The 14,123-nt window shown below is 61.5% G+C and carries 11 protein-coding genes; 9 read left to right on the top strand and 2 right to left on the bottom strand.

What is annotated here, in order from left to right:
• Positions 1-168 precede the first annotated feature (168 nt).
• The 6 genes from NL123_RS28145 (at position 169) to NL123_RS28120 (ending at position 6,805) form a co-directional block, all read left to right on the top strand.
• Positions 169-525, top strand: a complete 357-nt coding sequence (locus NL123_RS28145; RefSeq protein ID WP_179029573.1) for a YceK/YidQ family lipoprotein — start codon at positions 169-171, stop codon at positions 523-525.
• A gap of 142 nt (positions 526-667) precedes the next feature.
• Positions 668-2,425: a carbamoyltransferase family protein gene (locus NL123_RS28140; protein WP_034095562.1), complete on the top strand. Its 1,758-nt coding sequence runs from the start codon at positions 668-670 to the stop codon at positions 2,423-2,425.
• Positions 2,426-3,322: an antimicrobial resistance protein Mig-14 gene (locus NL123_RS28135; RefSeq protein ID WP_248485825.1), complete on the top strand. Its 897-nt coding sequence runs from the start codon at positions 2,426-2,428 to the stop codon at positions 3,320-3,322.
• Positions 3,319-4,719: a PIG-L deacetylase family protein gene (locus tag NL123_RS28130; RefSeq protein WP_494356775.1), complete on the top strand. Its 1,401-nt coding sequence runs from the start codon at positions 3,319-3,321 to the stop codon at positions 4,717-4,719. The genes NL123_RS28135 and NL123_RS28130 overlap by 4 nt, the downstream gene beginning before the upstream one ends.
• Before the next feature lie 59 nt (positions 4,720-4,778).
• Positions 4,779-5,927 carry a glycosyltransferase gene (locus tag NL123_RS28125; RefSeq protein WP_248485827.1) on the top strand — a complete coding sequence of 383 codons (1,149 nt, stop codon included), beginning with the start codon at positions 4,779-4,781 and terminating at the stop codon, positions 5,925-5,927.
• Positions 5,924-6,805, top strand: coding sequence for a glycosyltransferase (locus tag NL123_RS28120; RefSeq protein ID WP_092246568.1), 882 nt, complete (start codon positions 5,924-5,926; stop codon positions 6,803-6,805). Before NL123_RS28125 ends, NL123_RS28120 begins: the two co-directional genes overlap by 4 nt.
• Before the next feature lie 53 nt (positions 6,806-6,858).
• Here NL123_RS28120 and NL123_RS28115 read toward each other — a convergent pair whose 3' ends face one another.
• Positions 6,859-8,715, bottom strand: a complete 1,857-nt coding sequence (locus tag NL123_RS28115) for an O-antigen ligase family protein (protein WP_494356774.1) — start codon at positions 8,713-8,715, stop codon at positions 6,859-6,861.
• 157 nt (positions 8,716-8,872) lie between these two features.
• On the opposite strand from NL123_RS28115, the gene msbA reads away from it, so the two are divergent.
• The 3 genes from msbA (at position 8,873) to NL123_RS28100 (ending at position 13,131) form a co-directional block, all read left to right on the top strand.
• Complete coding sequence (msbA, locus tag NL123_RS28110) at positions 8,873-10,678, top strand: lipid A export permease/ATP-binding protein MsbA (protein ID WP_058423495.1); 1,806 nt, start codon at positions 8,873-8,875, stop codon at positions 10,676-10,678.
• 109 nt (positions 10,679-10,787) lie between these two features.
• Positions 10,788-12,212 carry a bifunctional D-glycero-beta-D-manno-heptose-7-phosphate kinase/D-glycero-beta-D-manno-heptose 1-phosphate adenylyltransferase HldE gene (gene hldE / locus NL123_RS28105; RefSeq protein WP_071497176.1) on the top strand — a complete coding sequence of 475 codons (1,425 nt, stop codon included), beginning with the start codon at positions 10,788-10,790 and terminating at the stop codon, positions 12,210-12,212.
• Positions 12,205-13,131: an NAD-dependent epimerase/dehydratase family protein gene (locus tag NL123_RS28100; protein ID WP_494356773.1), complete on the top strand. Its 927-nt coding sequence runs from the start codon at positions 12,205-12,207 to the stop codon at positions 13,129-13,131. The genes hldE and NL123_RS28100 overlap by 8 nt, the downstream gene beginning before the upstream one ends.
• Before the next feature lie 18 nt (positions 13,132-13,149).
• On the opposite strand, the gene NL123_RS28095 is transcribed toward NL123_RS28100, so the two are convergent.
• Positions 13,150-14,109: a metal ABC transporter ATPase gene (locus tag NL123_RS28095; RefSeq protein ID WP_494356772.1), complete on the bottom strand. Its 960-nt coding sequence runs from the start codon at positions 14,107-14,109 to the stop codon at positions 13,150-13,152.
• Between the last annotated feature and the right edge of the window lie 14 nt (positions 14,110-14,123).

Below are 14,123 nucleotides of genomic sequence, written 5' to 3'. Positions count from 1 at the left end.
CGGTAGACGCGCAAAGGGGCGCGAGTTTAGTGGCTCGGGCGATTTTTATCATTTGGGAATCGTCCTACGCTGCAAATCAATGTTGCTGCTTTGGGTCACCTGCCCTTGCGATGTTAGCGTGGTCAGCCTTGGCAATAACAATGGCAGATGGGCCATAAGGAGAGGGTCATGAGGATGGGGTCGAAAGTCTTGTGCAGTGTGCTGCCGCTTGTGTTGGCGGGCTGCGGAACCATCAATACCGTGTTCCGGCCAGACGCGGTTACCAGCCAGAACCTCAAGGACTCGCGCAGTCACTGCGAAAACGTGCCGCGCGTCTACAGCGGGGTGATCTACGGGTTCTGCACGCTCAATGGCGAACCGGCGCCCGACAAGAGCCTGAAGGACAACAGCCTGATCGACCATGGCGGTAGCATGCTACCCATTGTCGCGGTGGAGTTTGTCGCCTCCGGCGTCCTGGACACCCTGGTGCTGCCCTACACCGTTTATCGCCAAAGCCAGGACGGCAGCATCGAGATCTTCCGCTGATCCCTCTTGACGCTCGTCGCTAACAGCTTCCCGCCGCTTTTACGCTATAATCCCGCCCTTTAGCTGTTTCCCGCCCAGGCGGGAGGCACACTTTTTTCAGGCGCAACCCGCCTGCATGCAGACTAAAAGAGGCTAGACCCCTGTGGCATTGACGATTCTTGGCCTGTCCGGCGCCCTTAGCCATGATCCTTCCGCAGCCTTGTATATCGACGGCAAGCTGATCGCGGCCGCCGAAGAAGAACGCTTCGTACGTGACAAACATGCAAAGAACCGCATGCCCTACGAGTCGGCGAAGTTCTGCCTGGAGCAGGCCGGCATCAAGCCTTCCGACGTTGACGTGGTCGCGATCCCGTTCGCCCCGATCAGCCTGTTCGGCGAGGCGCGCTGGCACTACGCCAAGCGTTACTGGTACGCCCCGGACCGCGCCCTCGATGCGATCCTGATGGGCAACCGTCGCTACAAGCGCTACCGCAACAAGATCGTCTGGTGCCTGGAGCAACTGGGCTTCGATCCGAAGAAAATCAAGATCGAACCGGTTGAACACCACCTGGCCCACGCTTCCAGCGCCTACCACTGCTCCGGCTTCCAGGAGAAAACCGCGATCCTCGGTATCGACGGTAAAGGTGAGTACGCCACCACGTTCTTCGGCTACGGCGAGAACGGCAAGATCCACAAGATCAAGGAATTCTACGATCCGGACTCCCTCGGCGGCCTATACGGCGCGATCACCGAGTTCCTCGGTTTCGAGATGCTCGACGGTGAGTTCAAGGTCATGGGCATGGCGCCGTATGGCGATGCCAGCAAGTACGATTTCTCGCGCCTGGCCTCCTTTGAGAACGGCGAGTTGGTGATCAACACCGACTACGCCAACGTCATCGGCCTGCGTCGTTATAAAGAGAAGGGCAAGGGTTTCTACTTCTCGCCAAAACTGATCGAGTGGCTGGGGCCCAAGCGCGAAGGCGATATCGCCGACGAGCCGTACATCCATTACGCCGCCAGCATGCAGGCGCTGTTCGAGAAGCTGGCCCTGCAGATGATCGACCACTACCTGGGCGACATCCTCAAGGACACCGGCAAGCTGGCTTTCGCCGGCGGTTGCGCGCTGAACGTCAAGCTGAACCAGAAAATCATTGCCCGTGACGACGTCAAGGAGCTGTTCGTGCAGCCGGCGTCCGGCGATGCCGGTACTGCCGTGGGTGCGGCGGCCTACGTGTCCCACGCCCGGGGTGTGCCGGTGGAGAAGATGGAGCACGTCTACCTCGGCCCGTCCTACAGCAACGAAGACGTGATTGCCGCGTGCGCCAAGCACGAGAGCAAGCCGAACTGGCGCAAGATCGAGAACATGCCCCAGCGCATCGCCAAGATCATGGTCGACGGCAACCCGGTGGCCTGGTTCCAGGGGCGCATGGAGTTTGGCCCGCGCGCGTTGGGCGGTCGTTCGATCATCGGTTGCCCAAGCGCCACCGGCGTGGCGGATCGCATCAACCACCAGATCAAGTTCCGCGAGCGCTGGAGGCCTTTCTGCCCGTCGATGCTCGACACCGTTGCGCCGCAGATGATCAAGGTCGACCACCCGGCACCGTTTATGACCTTCACTTTTGAAGTGGCCGAAGAGTGGAAGACCCGCGTGCCGGAGGTGGTCCATGAAGATGGCACCTCCCGCGCCCAGGTGCTCAAGCGTGAGTACAACCCGCGCTACTACGACATGATGAAAGAACTCGAAGTGCTGACCGGCAACGGCGTGTCCCTGAACACCTCGCTCAACCGTCGCGGCGAAGCGATGATCTGCTCGCCGACCGACGCACTGAACATGTTCTTCGGCTCCGACCTGCAGTACCTGATCATGGAAGACATCCTGGTCGTCAAGGACGGCGTGGACCCTTATGACGCCGTGGTCTAAATGCTGAACCGCTTCCAGGCGTGGCGTGAGCGTGGCTGGACGCCTGTCGAGGCCGAGGTTTACGCCCAGGCCTGGCAGCGGTTTGGCGGCAGCGTTGCGACCCATCCGCAGTTTGTCGAGCGCTTGGCGGGCCTGGCGCAGATTCCGGTGCGTTACCTGGGCTGGGAACAGGACGGTGAACTCCGAGGGGCGATTGCCACCTGGGGGCGCGACCTGGCCTTGTCCAAGGACGTACTCAAGCGCAGCGGCAAGAAAGGCCTGTTTGACCTGGGCAATGCCGAGATCATCCTGCCGATCACTGCCGATGCGCAGTTGCCGGTGCGCCATCGCGGGCGCTACCTGTCAGCGCTGAACGAGGGCCGCATCAGCACCCTCAAGTCCCAGGCCGAGCAGTTGGCCATGGCGCGTACCCCCGAAGACCTGTCGAAGAAGTTTCGCTACAACCAGCGCCGCGAATTGCGTCTGCTGGAAGAGGCGGGCGGCGTGGTGCGGGCGGTGAGCGAGTTTTCCAGTGTGGAGCTGGCGGCGATCTACTGCGATCTGTTCCAGCGCCGCTGGGGCTTTCCCGCCACAGGCGCCGAGCGCCTGGCCGAGGTGCTGGCGCTGCTCAAAGAGTTCCTGATCGGCTCGGTGCTGTTTCTCAACGATGCTCCGATTGCCGTACAGCTTGTGTACCGCGTCGAGGCGCCGGAGTGGATCAGCATCGAGTACGTCAATGGCGGTGTCGACCCTGAAACCCGGGCATTCAGCCCCGGCAGTGTGCTGAGCTTCCTCAACACCCAAAGCGCCTGGGAACAGGCGCGGGCCGTGGATAAACCGCTGCGCTTTTCCTTCGGGCGTGCCGACCGCGAGTACAAGGAGCGCTGGTGCAACCCGGTGCCGGTGTTCAGCGTATGAGCCGCAAACAGCAACTGCTCAAGCGCCACCGGCGCAATAAACGCATTGCCCTGCTGATCGGGCTGCTGCTGTTGATCGCGGCCGGTGTGCTGGTGGCCTGGTGGTTACCACTGATCCTCGCGGTTGTGCTGTGGGTGGCCCATGAAGCCTGGTTTGCCGACCACCTGTTTTATTCGCCCAAGGACGACTACCAATATCGTTTTGCGTCGAGTGGCCAACAGGTCGGGCTGCGTCTGGAAGGCGGCAGGTTGCTGGCAGAGACGCCGCTCGAGCTGGCTGGCGATGAAACGCTGATCGTCGAAGTGCAGCTCAAAAGCAACCTATGGGGGCGTTTGTTTGATCCTGCAGTTGAATTTCTGGACGATCGCCAGGCGTTCGAACGTGGGGTGGCCGGCAAACGTTACCTCAACCTCACCGGTTCGGCGGCGGCATTGGTCGGCGGTGAACTGCGCCTGCGCGGTCGTTTTTGCCGCGTGATCGGACAGCCGGTCTTGTGGGTGTTTCGCCAGCCTGACGTAGCCCGTCAGCGTGTGATGGTGATCGCCCCCCATGCCGACGATGCCGAACTGGCCGCCTTCGGCCTTTACAGCCAGGCGGATGAAAGCTGGATCGTGACCCTGACCGCGGGTGAGATCGAGGCCGAGCACTATCAGCAAATGGGTTTGCCCAAGGCTGAAGCGGCGCGGATCAAAGGGCGCTTGCGTGCCTGGGACAGCATTGCCGTGCCGCGCTGGGCCGGCGTGCCCGAGGCGCACTGCGTGCAGTTGGGGTATTTCTGCCTGCAACTGCCGGCCATGCGTGACGCCCCCGATCAACCCCAGGCATCGCGCGAAGCGCAGTTGGACGATACGCGGCTGTTCCGCCAGTTCAATGCCTTGGCGTTGCCGGGGGATGTGGACGGTGCGCCGACCTGGAACAACCTGATTGCCGACCTGCGTGCAGTGTTGCTCAAGGCGCGTCCCGAGGTGATTGTGTTGCCGACGCCAGTGCTCGACCCTCACCCTGACCATATCTGCGCCCACACCGCGGTGGTGCAGGCATTGCAGGGGCTTGAGTGGCAGCCGACCATGTTGCTTGGCTATGCCAACCATCTGCACGATAACGACCGTTGGCCCATGGGTGATTCAGGCGCTGGCATCGCTTTGCCGCCGCAGTTCGATGCCGTCCAGGTACTTGAGCCCTATTGCCGGGTGCTCAGCCTGAGCCAGCAGCAGGACAAGGCCATGGCGCTGGGCATGATGCATGATCTGCAGCCCCGTGCACCGTTCAAGCGCCGGGTGCGTCGCCTGTTGCAGCAATGGCTGGCCGGCCGTGGTCCATCGCCTTACGGCGAGAACGAATTTTTCCGCAAGGCTGTGCGCCGTCACGAGCTGCTTTGGGTGCTGAAGCAGGACTGAAATTGACTTTTTTCGTCGGGCTGCCCGCGTGTAGCAGCCCGATTGCCTCATGGAGTGATATGAAGCCTCGTTTCAAGGTTTTGCAGTTGCAGCCTGACTACAACGTCAAACTGAATGACTTCGCCGATCTCGGCGAGCAGATCGTCAAGGCGCTGCCGACGGAGCGGTTCGAGGTGACGTCAGCCTTCCTGAGCGGTCGGCCGCAGCCGGGCCAGCCGTTGAGCGTGGCGGATCATTCCAAGTATTTCGAGTTTCCCGAGAAGGCCCTCAAAGGCATTCGCCTGGGCGCCATGTGGGAAATCTACAAGTACTGCCGTGAGCAGAAATTCGATGTAGTCATCTGTAACCGCTTCAAGTCGGTGAACATGATGCTGTCGCTCAATCGCTGGTTGAAGATTCCGTTGTGCATCGGTATTTCCCACGGTTTCGGCGAGTACGAACGCGCCTATCGCCGGCGCCAGACGCGCCGCCTGGTCAGCCCGGCCTGGCGCTTTGTCGGGGTATCGGCGGCAGTCAGGGATTACCTGATCGGCCTCAACTGCGGCTTTACCCGCGATAACACCACCTTCGTCACCAATGCTATCGATATTCCCCAGGCCGAAGCCTTGCAGTTGCCACGCGAGCAGGCTCGCCAGGCGCTCGGGCTGCCGCTCGACGCACGGATCATCGGCGCGCTGGGGCGCTTGGTGCCGATCAAGGGCCATACGCACCTGCTGCAGGCGTTTGCCCGTCTCAAGGACAAATACCCCAATGTCCAGGTCGGCATCATCGGTTCCGGCCGTGCCGAAGCCGACTTGCGCGCGGATATCGAGCGCCTTGGCCTCACTGGCCGTGCGCACTTGCTGGGCTTTCGCGAGGATGGCCTCAAATATGTACGCGCTTTCGATATCTGGACCATGCCTTCCTTGCTGGAGGGCCTGGGCCTGGCGTTGCTCGAAGGCATGAGTGGACGCCTGCCGGTGATTGCTTCCAACGGGCCGGCCATGCTGCCGCTGGTGGAAGGGGCGGGTGGTTTGTCCCACGAGCCTGGCAATGTCGAGCAACTGACAGCGGCCCTGGACACTTATCTGGCCATGAGCGACGAGCAATTGCGCGCCAAGGGTGAACAGGTATTCCGTTATCTGGAAGAGAACCACGCCCTGGCCGAGTTCCAGCAAAAGTACCTGAACCTCATCGAAACCGGTTTGAAAGAAGTAGGTAGAGCATGACAGCGCAACAACCCCTGGTCTCGGTGATCATCGCGTCCTACAACCACGGCCGGTACATCGAGGAGAGCATCCTCAGCGTGCTCGGCCAGACGTACCCGAACATCGAGCTGCTGGTGGTGGACGACGGTTCCAAGGATGACAGTGTCGAGCGGATCCAGCGCCTGCAGGCCGAGCACGGCTTTGATTTCCAGGTGCAGCAGAACCAGGGCCTGACCGCCACGCTCAACGGTGCCATCGCCCGCGCCAAGGGTAGCCTGATCGCACCCTTCGGCTCCGATGACATCATGCTGCCAGACCGTATCGCCACCCAGGTGGCCTACATGGAAGGTAAACCGAAGGTGGGCATGTGCGCTGGCAATATCGAGTTGATCGATGGTGACGGCAACCTGCACCCGGAGAAAAAGCAGCGCCGCGACGTACCGTTTCGCAGCCTGGATTTCGACGACATGTTCATGGACCGCAAGCCCTTCCCGCCGGCGCCGACCATGTTGATTCGCCGCGAAGTGCTGGAAGAAGTCGGCGGCTTCGACCCACTGATCCCTCTGGAAGACCTGCTGATCCAATTGAAGATCACCGCCGCGGGCTACACCATTGACGCGCTCGGCGTGGTGATGGCGCAGTATCGGCAGCACGCAAGCAACACCTACAAGAACCATCGCTACATGATCCAGAACATTCTCAAGACCTATGCCCATTTCAGCGAGCACCCGGCCTATGACGCGGTGCGCTACAACTTCCTCAACTCGATGTTCCTGAAGACGGCTGATCGGGACCGGCCACTGGCGCGGGAGATCCTCAAGCAGATCCCGCTGAAGTTCTGGGGGCGCAAGACCTTGCGTGGCTTGGTGCGGTTGTATCTGGCGCCCCTCAGGAAGTGAGGCGGGGGAGGTATGAAAAAGGCGACTATCAGCAGTGATAGTCGCCTTTTTTATCAGGTGGCGGGGCTGGCCAATGCCTGCACTTGCTCGCGGATCTTCGCCGTGGCGCCTTGGCTGGCAACGGACGCATAACCTTTGGCCAGCTGTTCGAAGTGTGTCTCGAACAACCAGGCGCGGTCCTGTGGGTAGCGCTGCATATGGCGCAGGTTGCGCTGGCGCAACGCGTTGCGCAGCGGCGACGGGAAGATGCGCAGGTCGGCAATATCGATCAGGGCAAACTCACCGTCATCCATCAACAGCACGTTACCCAGGTGCAGCGAACGGAAGTACACACCGCGCTCATGCAGCTTGGCCATGAACTGGCCGAAACGTTCGATCAGCGACTCACGCAGGCTGTTGTCCAGGCCTTGCAGGGCCTGGCGCAGGGTCAGGCCGGGCAGTGGCGCGTAGCTGACGGCGGTGCTGGCGTCGCGCAGGCTATAGAGGCCTAGAATCTGCGGCGTAGGGATGCTCAGGGTGCGCAATTGCTCGGCGTTGCTGGCAAACCGCTCGGAGTAGGGGTTGAAGCTGCCCGAGGTGTACCAGCGGCGCGCACGAAAGATCTTCAGGAAGCGGCCGTCGGCCAGGCGCAGGACTTTCGGGCCCAGCCCGTCGGCTTCGATCACATGGGCATTGCTGCACAGCTGGTCGAAAGCTGCGGGCTTGAGCGCTTGTACCGGCATGCGCAACAGGCTGTGACGGCGCTGGGCGATGCTCAGGCCGGCAATGATCGCCAGTGGGATCCACAGCACGAACCAGTGCTCTTTCGGGCGTGACAGGATGCCACCCCCTTCGGTCAGCCCGGCGCCGATGCCATAGGTCAGCAGCGACGAAGCCAGGATGAAGAGTGGCTGGGCGCGTTCTTTCAGGCCCTTGTACAGCCCCCAGCCGATCATGAAGATCCACGGGATAAAGCCGATGATGCCGACGTAATACAGCACGCCCAGGGCAAAACTGTGCGGCTCGCGCAGCTGATAGCCGTCGGACAGGGTCAGGTACAGCTCGGAGTCGTAGCTGTGGCCGATCCATGGATGTTCGGCAATGCGTTGCAGTGACATGCCCCACAGTTCAAGGCGAAATGAGCTGCCTCGTTCGGTAATGGATTCCGGGTATAGCAGGAGCAGTCCAATGGCCCCCAGAACCAGGCCTGCTATCAGCAAAGCCGAGCGGCGGTTGCGGCTGACGAAGGTCATCCACAGGATGGTGAGTGTCAGGGCTACCAGCGGTGTGCGCGAGCCCGTGGCCAGAACCGCCGCGAGCATGACTGCCAGAGCCGGGGCGCTGAACCACAGGACTTTCAGGCGCTGGGTGGTCATGCAGACATACAGCCAGTAGACGCAGAAGAAACCGAATAGATGAGAGCTGAGCAGCGGATTGTCGAGAGCGCCACGCCCACCGATCATGCGCATGCCCGGTTCGAAGCCTTTGACGAACGCCACCAGGTTGCACAGGCTCACCACCAGTGCGATTACCGCCGCACTGAAGAAGATCGGCTTGAACAGATCGTTGCGGTAATGCAGCAACAGCCCGCAGCCACCAAACAGCATGAAGGTATTGAGCGGGCGCTTGAACAGGTCGGTGTCGGCGGTGGGCTCGGGGCTCCACAGCAGGCTGGTCAGGGCCCAGGCGGAGAAGACCAGGAAGGCGAGCGCCAGGGGCTCGCGCAGTAACGCTTTCAGCTCCCGGGGGCGCATGCACAACATGAACAGCGTCGGTACGCTGAACAGGATGTAGACAATTCGATGCAGCACGTTTCGGTTGGATACGAAGAACAGTGAGCTCAGCAGCAACAACAAGCCAATGGGTAAAATCCACAGAACCAGAAAGTCGAAAACGCGATTTGAGCCATAGATCAGCCGCTTGGAGTGCATACAGGAAAGCCATTCCGTGTTGAGAAGCCGACCATCTTAAAGTAGTGGCTATATAATGTCGCCGGTTGAGGCCAACCGGTTTGAGGGTCATGCAGGGTGCAAGTACAACAGAGAAGCTGTGCTAAAGTCAGCCTCCTTTTTCAAAACGCCGCGTGATATGACCGACTCCAGTCCGAGCGCAAGCCCTTCGAGCTTGAAAATATACTTCCGCCTGCTCAGTTACGTTAAGCCCTACGCCGGCTTGTTCGCGCTGAGTATCGTCGGATTTCTGATTTTCGCGTCGACCCAGCCCATGCTGGGGTACATCCTCAAGTACTTCGTCGACGGCCTTTCCAACCCTGAAGCCGTGCTATTCCCTACCGTGCCGTTCCTTCGGGACCTGCAACTGCTGCAAGCCGTGCCGCTGCTGATCATCCTCATCGCGGCCTGGCAGGGCCTGGGTTCGTTCCTGGGCAACTACCTGCTGGCCAAGGTTTCCCTGGGCCTGGTCCATGACCTGCGCGTGCAGTTGTTCAACAACTTGCTGACGCTGCCCAACCGCTACTTCGACAACCACAACTCCGGGCACCTGATTTCTCGCATCACCTTCAACGTGACCATGGTCACGGGGGCGGCGACCGATGCGATCAAAGTGGTGATTCGTGAAGGCATGACAGTGATCTTCCTGTTCGCCTCGCTGCTTTACATGAACTGGCGCCTGACGCTGGTGATGATTGCCATCCTGCCGTTGATCGCAGTGATGGTGAGCACGGCCAGCAAGAAATTCCGCAAGCAGAGCAAGAAGATCCAGGTGGCGATGGGCGACGTGACCCACGTGGCCTCCGAAACCATCCAGGGCTACCGCGTGGTGCGCAGCTTCGGGGGTGAGGTCTACGAGGAAAAACGCTTCCTCAAGGCCAGCCAGAGCAACACCGACAAGCAACTGCGCATGACCCGCACCGGGGCGATCTATACACCGGCGCTGCAACTGGTGATTTACACCGCGATGGCGGTGCTGATGTTCCTGGTCCTTTATCTTCGCGGTGACGCATCGGCCGGTGACATGGTGGCCTACATCACCCTGGCCGGCCTGCTGCCCAAGCCGATTCGCCAGCTCTCGGAAGTCAGCTCGACGATCCAGAAGGGCGTGGCGGGTGCCGAAAGCATTTTTGAACAGTTGGATGAAGAGGTCGAAGTCGACAACGGCACCATCGAGCGCGACAAGGTCAGCGGCCGTCTCGACGTACGCAACCTGAACTTTACCTACCCAGGCACCGAGCGCCATGTGCTCAAGGACATCAGCTTCACCGCCGAGCCTGGGCAGATGATCGCCCTGGTCGGGCGCTCGGGCAGCGGGAAGTCGACCCTGGCCAGCCTGATCCCGCGCTTCTACCACCACGCAAGCGGCGAAATCCTGCTGGATGGTGTCGAGATCGAAGACTACAAGCTGCTCAACCTGAGGAAACACATTGCCCAGGTGACCCAGCATGTGACCTTGTTCAGCGACACCGTGACCAACAACATCGCCTACGGCGACCTGGCGGGTGCGCCGCGGGCGGACGTGGAAGCGGCCGCGGCGGACGCCAATGCCAAGGACTTCATCGATCAGTTGCCCAAGGGCTTCGACACCCAGGTTGGCGAAAACGGCGTGTTGCTGTCCGGTGGCCAACGCCAGCGCCTGGCGATTGCCCGTGCCCTCCTGAAGAATGCACCGCTGCTGATTCTCGACGAGGCCACGTCGGCCCTCGACACCGAATCCGAGCGCCACATCCAGGCGGCGCTGGACAAGGTCATGCAAGGTCGCACCACCCTGGTGATCGCGCACCGTTTGTCCACCATCGAGAAGGCCGACCTGATCCTGGTGATGGACGACGGTCGAATTGTCGAGCGTGGCACGCACAGTGAGCTGCTGGCACAGAACGGCTATTACGCCCGCCTGCATGCCATGGGCCTGGATGCGCCGATTTCCGCAGACATTACCTGAACCTCCCGGTAGGAGCCGGCAAGCCGGCTCCTTGCAAAACCCTCCCGCAAACCTCCCGCAACCCTGTGCTAATATCGCGCCCCTGTTCATTTTGTATGTGGGTTGCTCCATGAAGTTGTCCATGCCGCGATTCGATCAAGCCCCTGTCTTGGTGGTCGGCGATGTCATGCTCGACCGTTACTGGCATGGTGGTACCTCACGGATTTCCCCTGAGGCGCCGGTGCCGGTCGTCAAGGTCGAGCAAATCGAAGACCGTCCAGGTGGCGCTGCCAACGTTGCCCTCAATATTGCCGCCCTCGGCGCCCCGGCCTCGCTGGTCGGCGTGACCGGCGACGACGAAGCCGCCGACAGCCTGGCCAACAGCCTGCGCGGTGCTGGCGTGCGTGCGTTGTTCCAGCGCATTGCCCACCAGCCGACCATCGTCAAGCTGCGGGTGATGAGCCGTCACCAGCAATTGCTGCGTATCGATTTCGAAGAACCCTTCGCCACCGACGCCCTGGCCCTTAGCGGCCAGGTCGATCAGTTGCTCGAAGGCATAAAGGTGCTGGTGTTGTCCGACTACGGCAAAGGCGCCTTGAAGAATCACCAGGAACTGATCCAGGCCGCCAAGGCCCGGGGCATCCCGGTATTGGCCGATCCCAAGGGCAAGGACTTCTCGATTTATCGCGGAGCCAGCCTGATCACGCCGAATCTCAGCGAGTTCGAAGCCATCGTCGGCGGTTGCGCCGATGAGCACGACCTGGTGACCAAGGGCGCGGCACTGATGGCCGACCTCGACCTCGGCGCCTTGCTGGTGACCCGTGGCGAGCACGGCATGACCCTGCTGCGCCCCGGCCACCCGGCGATGCACTTGCCGGCACGTGCCCGTGAGGTGTTCGACGTCACCGGCGCCGGCGACACCGTGATTTCCACCCTGGCCGCCTCGATTGCCGCCGGTGAAGAACTGCCCCACGCTGTGGCCCTGGCCAACCTGGCGGCGGGCATCGTAGTGGGCAAGCTGGGTACCGCTGCCATCAGCGCGCCTGAGTTACGCCGTGCGATCCAGCGTTCCGAAGGCTCGGAGCGGGGCGTGCTGACCATCGAGCAATTGCTGCTGGCGATTGACGATGCCCGCGCCCACAACGAAAGCATTGTGTTCACCAACGGCTGCTTCGACATCCTGCACGCCGGTCACGTGACCTACCTGGAACAGGCCCGCGCCCAAGGCGATCGCCTGATCGTCGCGGTCAACGATGACGCCTCGGTCAGCCGCCTGAAAGGCCCTGGCCGTCCGATCAACAGCGTCGACCGGCGCATGGCCGTGTTGGCCGGTCTGGGCGCTGTGGACTGGGTGATCAGCTTCCCTGAAGCAACCCCGGAAAACCTGCTGGCCCAGGTCAAGCCGGATGTGCTGGTCAAGGGCGGCGATTATTCCGTCGACCAAGTGGTCGGGGCCGATATCGTCAGCGCCTACGGTGGCAAGGTCAAAGTGCTGGGCCTGGTCGAGAACAGCTCGACCACCGCCATTGTCGAGAAGATCCGCAACAATGAGTAAGCAGGTTCTTGTCACCGGCGGTGCGGGCTTTATCGGCTCGCACCTGGTCGATGCGCTGCTCGCCAAAGGCTACGGTGTGCGGGTGCTGGATAACCTCTCCACCGGCAAGCGCACTAACCTGCCGTTGGACAATCCGCGCGTCGAACTGCTGGAAGGCGATGTGGCCGATGCCGAGCTGGTCGCCCGTGCCGCTGTCGGCGCAGCCGCGGTGGTGCATCTGGCGGCGGTGGCCTCGGTGCAGGCGTCGGTGGATGATCCGGTCAGCACGCACCAGAGCAACTTCATCGGCACCTTGAATGTCTGCGAAGCCGTGCGCAAGGTCGGCATCAAGCGCGTGGTGTATGCCTCCAGCGCTGCGGTATACGGCAACAATGGCGAAGGCGCTTCCATTGACGAAGCCACCACCAAGGCGCCGTTGACGCCCTATGCGTCCGACAAGTTGGCCGGCGAGCACTACTTCGATTTCTATCGTCGCCAGCATGGCCTGGAGCCGGTGATCTTCCGTTTCTTCAATATCTTCGGGCCACGCCAGGATCCGTCATCGCCGTATTCCGGTGTGATCAGCATCTTCAGCGAGCGGGTGCAGCAGGGCGTACCGATTGCCGTGTTTGGCGATGGTGAGCAAACCCGCGACTTCATGTACGTGGGCGACCTGGTGGACTTGTTGGTGCAGGCGATTGAAGCGCCCGAGGCTCCCTTGGGTGCAATCAATGTCGGCTGGAACCGCACCACGACGCTCAAGGATGTGCTGCAAGCCTTGGAAGACATCGTCGGCAAACTGCCCGAAGTGACTTACGGGCCGGCGCGCTCCGGGGATATCCGGCATTCGCGGGCGAACAACCAGCGGTTACTGGCGAGTTTTACCCTGCCCGAACCCACCCCATTGAAGGTGGGATTGGAACGCTTGCTCAAAGGCTGACGCGATGTGTAGCCTGATTCAGGCCTTGGTTTTTTTCTTCGGCACGATCTTGCGCAGCACCCTTTGGGCCAGGCGCTTCAATTTCGACTCTTTCTCAGGCTCAGCCAGGCCTTGCTGGCGCAGCCAGTCCTTCCAGCGAATCCGCTCCTCACGCACCAACCAGCCTTCCTGCTGGGCGAAGCTTTCCGCCAGGTACAAACCCCGCGTGCTCGCCGGGTACAGCTGGTCTTTCTTGACGGTGTAGAGCTCGGCCAGGGGCTGGCCGTCTTTCAATGGCATCAGGTACAGGTCCGGGCGTTGACGGTCCAGGCGGGCGACCAGTTGGTCGCCTTCAAGGCGCTCGTCGACATGGAACAGGCTCAGGGATTTGGCTTCCTTGGGCACTTCCAGGCGCAGGTCATAGATCAATTGCAACGAGGCGGTGGGCAGGTGCACATAGGCGCGCGGGCGTTCGATCAACTGGGTGGTGGCGCAGCGCACCGGGCGAGCCGCGCCGGACAGCGGGCTGAGGCGAAAGGGCAGGGCTTCGCGGTAATGCAGCGCGGAGGAATAGGGCGCCGGCAGCCAGGTGTCGTTGAAGCGCCCGCCCAGCCAGCCTTCCGGCGTTTCCAGCAGGCACTCTTCGGCAATTTCCTGGATGGCGGTGTGCAGCGGCAGGTTCAGCTCATGGGCGGGCACGTAGCCGGAGATCAGCTTGAGTACCACGTCGCCACGGTCCTGGCGGCGCTGGCGCACCAGCACCCAGTAATCCTTGTTTTGCCAATGCAGGGTCAGGCGCACCGACACGCCAAGGTTGGCCAGCTCCAGGGCGAAACGCTCGGGGTCTGCCACCTCCACCGGCTTGCGCCGTTGCAGGGTCTGGGCAAAGTTGAGCGGCATGCCGACGCTCTGGTAGCTCAGGCCTTCGGGGGTGGCTTCGACGTGTAGCGGCAGTGTCTTGAAGTTGCTGGGGTTTTTTCTTATGAGCGTTCGCGGCATGTCGGCTCCTTCTT

The organism is Pseudomonas sp. FBCC-B1565, from assembly GCF_059133265.1.
The sequence above is the reverse complement of the archived record's forward strand: the minus strand, read 5'-3'. Positions and strand labels throughout refer to the sequence as shown.

Coding starts and splice junctions, on each gene's coding strand:
- NL123_RS28100 (WP_494356773.1), top strand. CDS start 12,205: ATGAGTAAGCAGGTTCTTGTCACCGGCGGTGCGGGCTTTATCGGCTCG.
- NL123_RS28095 (WP_494356772.1), bottom strand. CDS start 14,109: ATGCCGCGAACGCTCATAAGAAAAAACCCCAGCAACTTCAAGACACTG.
- NL123_RS28145 (WP_179029573.1), top strand. CDS start 169: ATGAGGATGGGGTCGAAAGTCTTGTGCAGTGTGCTGCCGCTTGTGTTG.
- NL123_RS28135 (WP_248485825.1), top strand. CDS start 2,426: ATGCTGAACCGCTTCCAGGCGTGGCGTGAGCGTGGCTGGACGCCTGTC.
- NL123_RS28130 (WP_494356775.1), top strand. CDS start 3,319: ATGAGCCGCAAACAGCAACTGCTCAAGCGCCACCGGCGCAATAAACGC.
- NL123_RS28115 (WP_494356774.1), bottom strand. CDS start 8,715: ATGCACTCCAAGCGGCTGATCTATGGCTCAAATCGCGTTTTCGACTTT.
- msbA (WP_058423495.1), top strand. CDS start 8,873: ATGACCGACTCCAGTCCGAGCGCAAGCCCTTCGAGCTTGAAAATATAC.
- NL123_RS28125 (WP_248485827.1), top strand. CDS start 4,779: ATGAAGCCTCGTTTCAAGGTTTTGCAGTTGCAGCCTGACTACAACGTC.
- NL123_RS28120 (WP_092246568.1), top strand. CDS start 5,924: ATGACAGCGCAACAACCCCTGGTCTCGGTGATCATCGCGTCCTACAAC.
- hldE (WP_071497176.1), top strand. CDS start 10,788: ATGAAGTTGTCCATGCCGCGATTCGATCAAGCCCCTGTCTTGGTGGTC.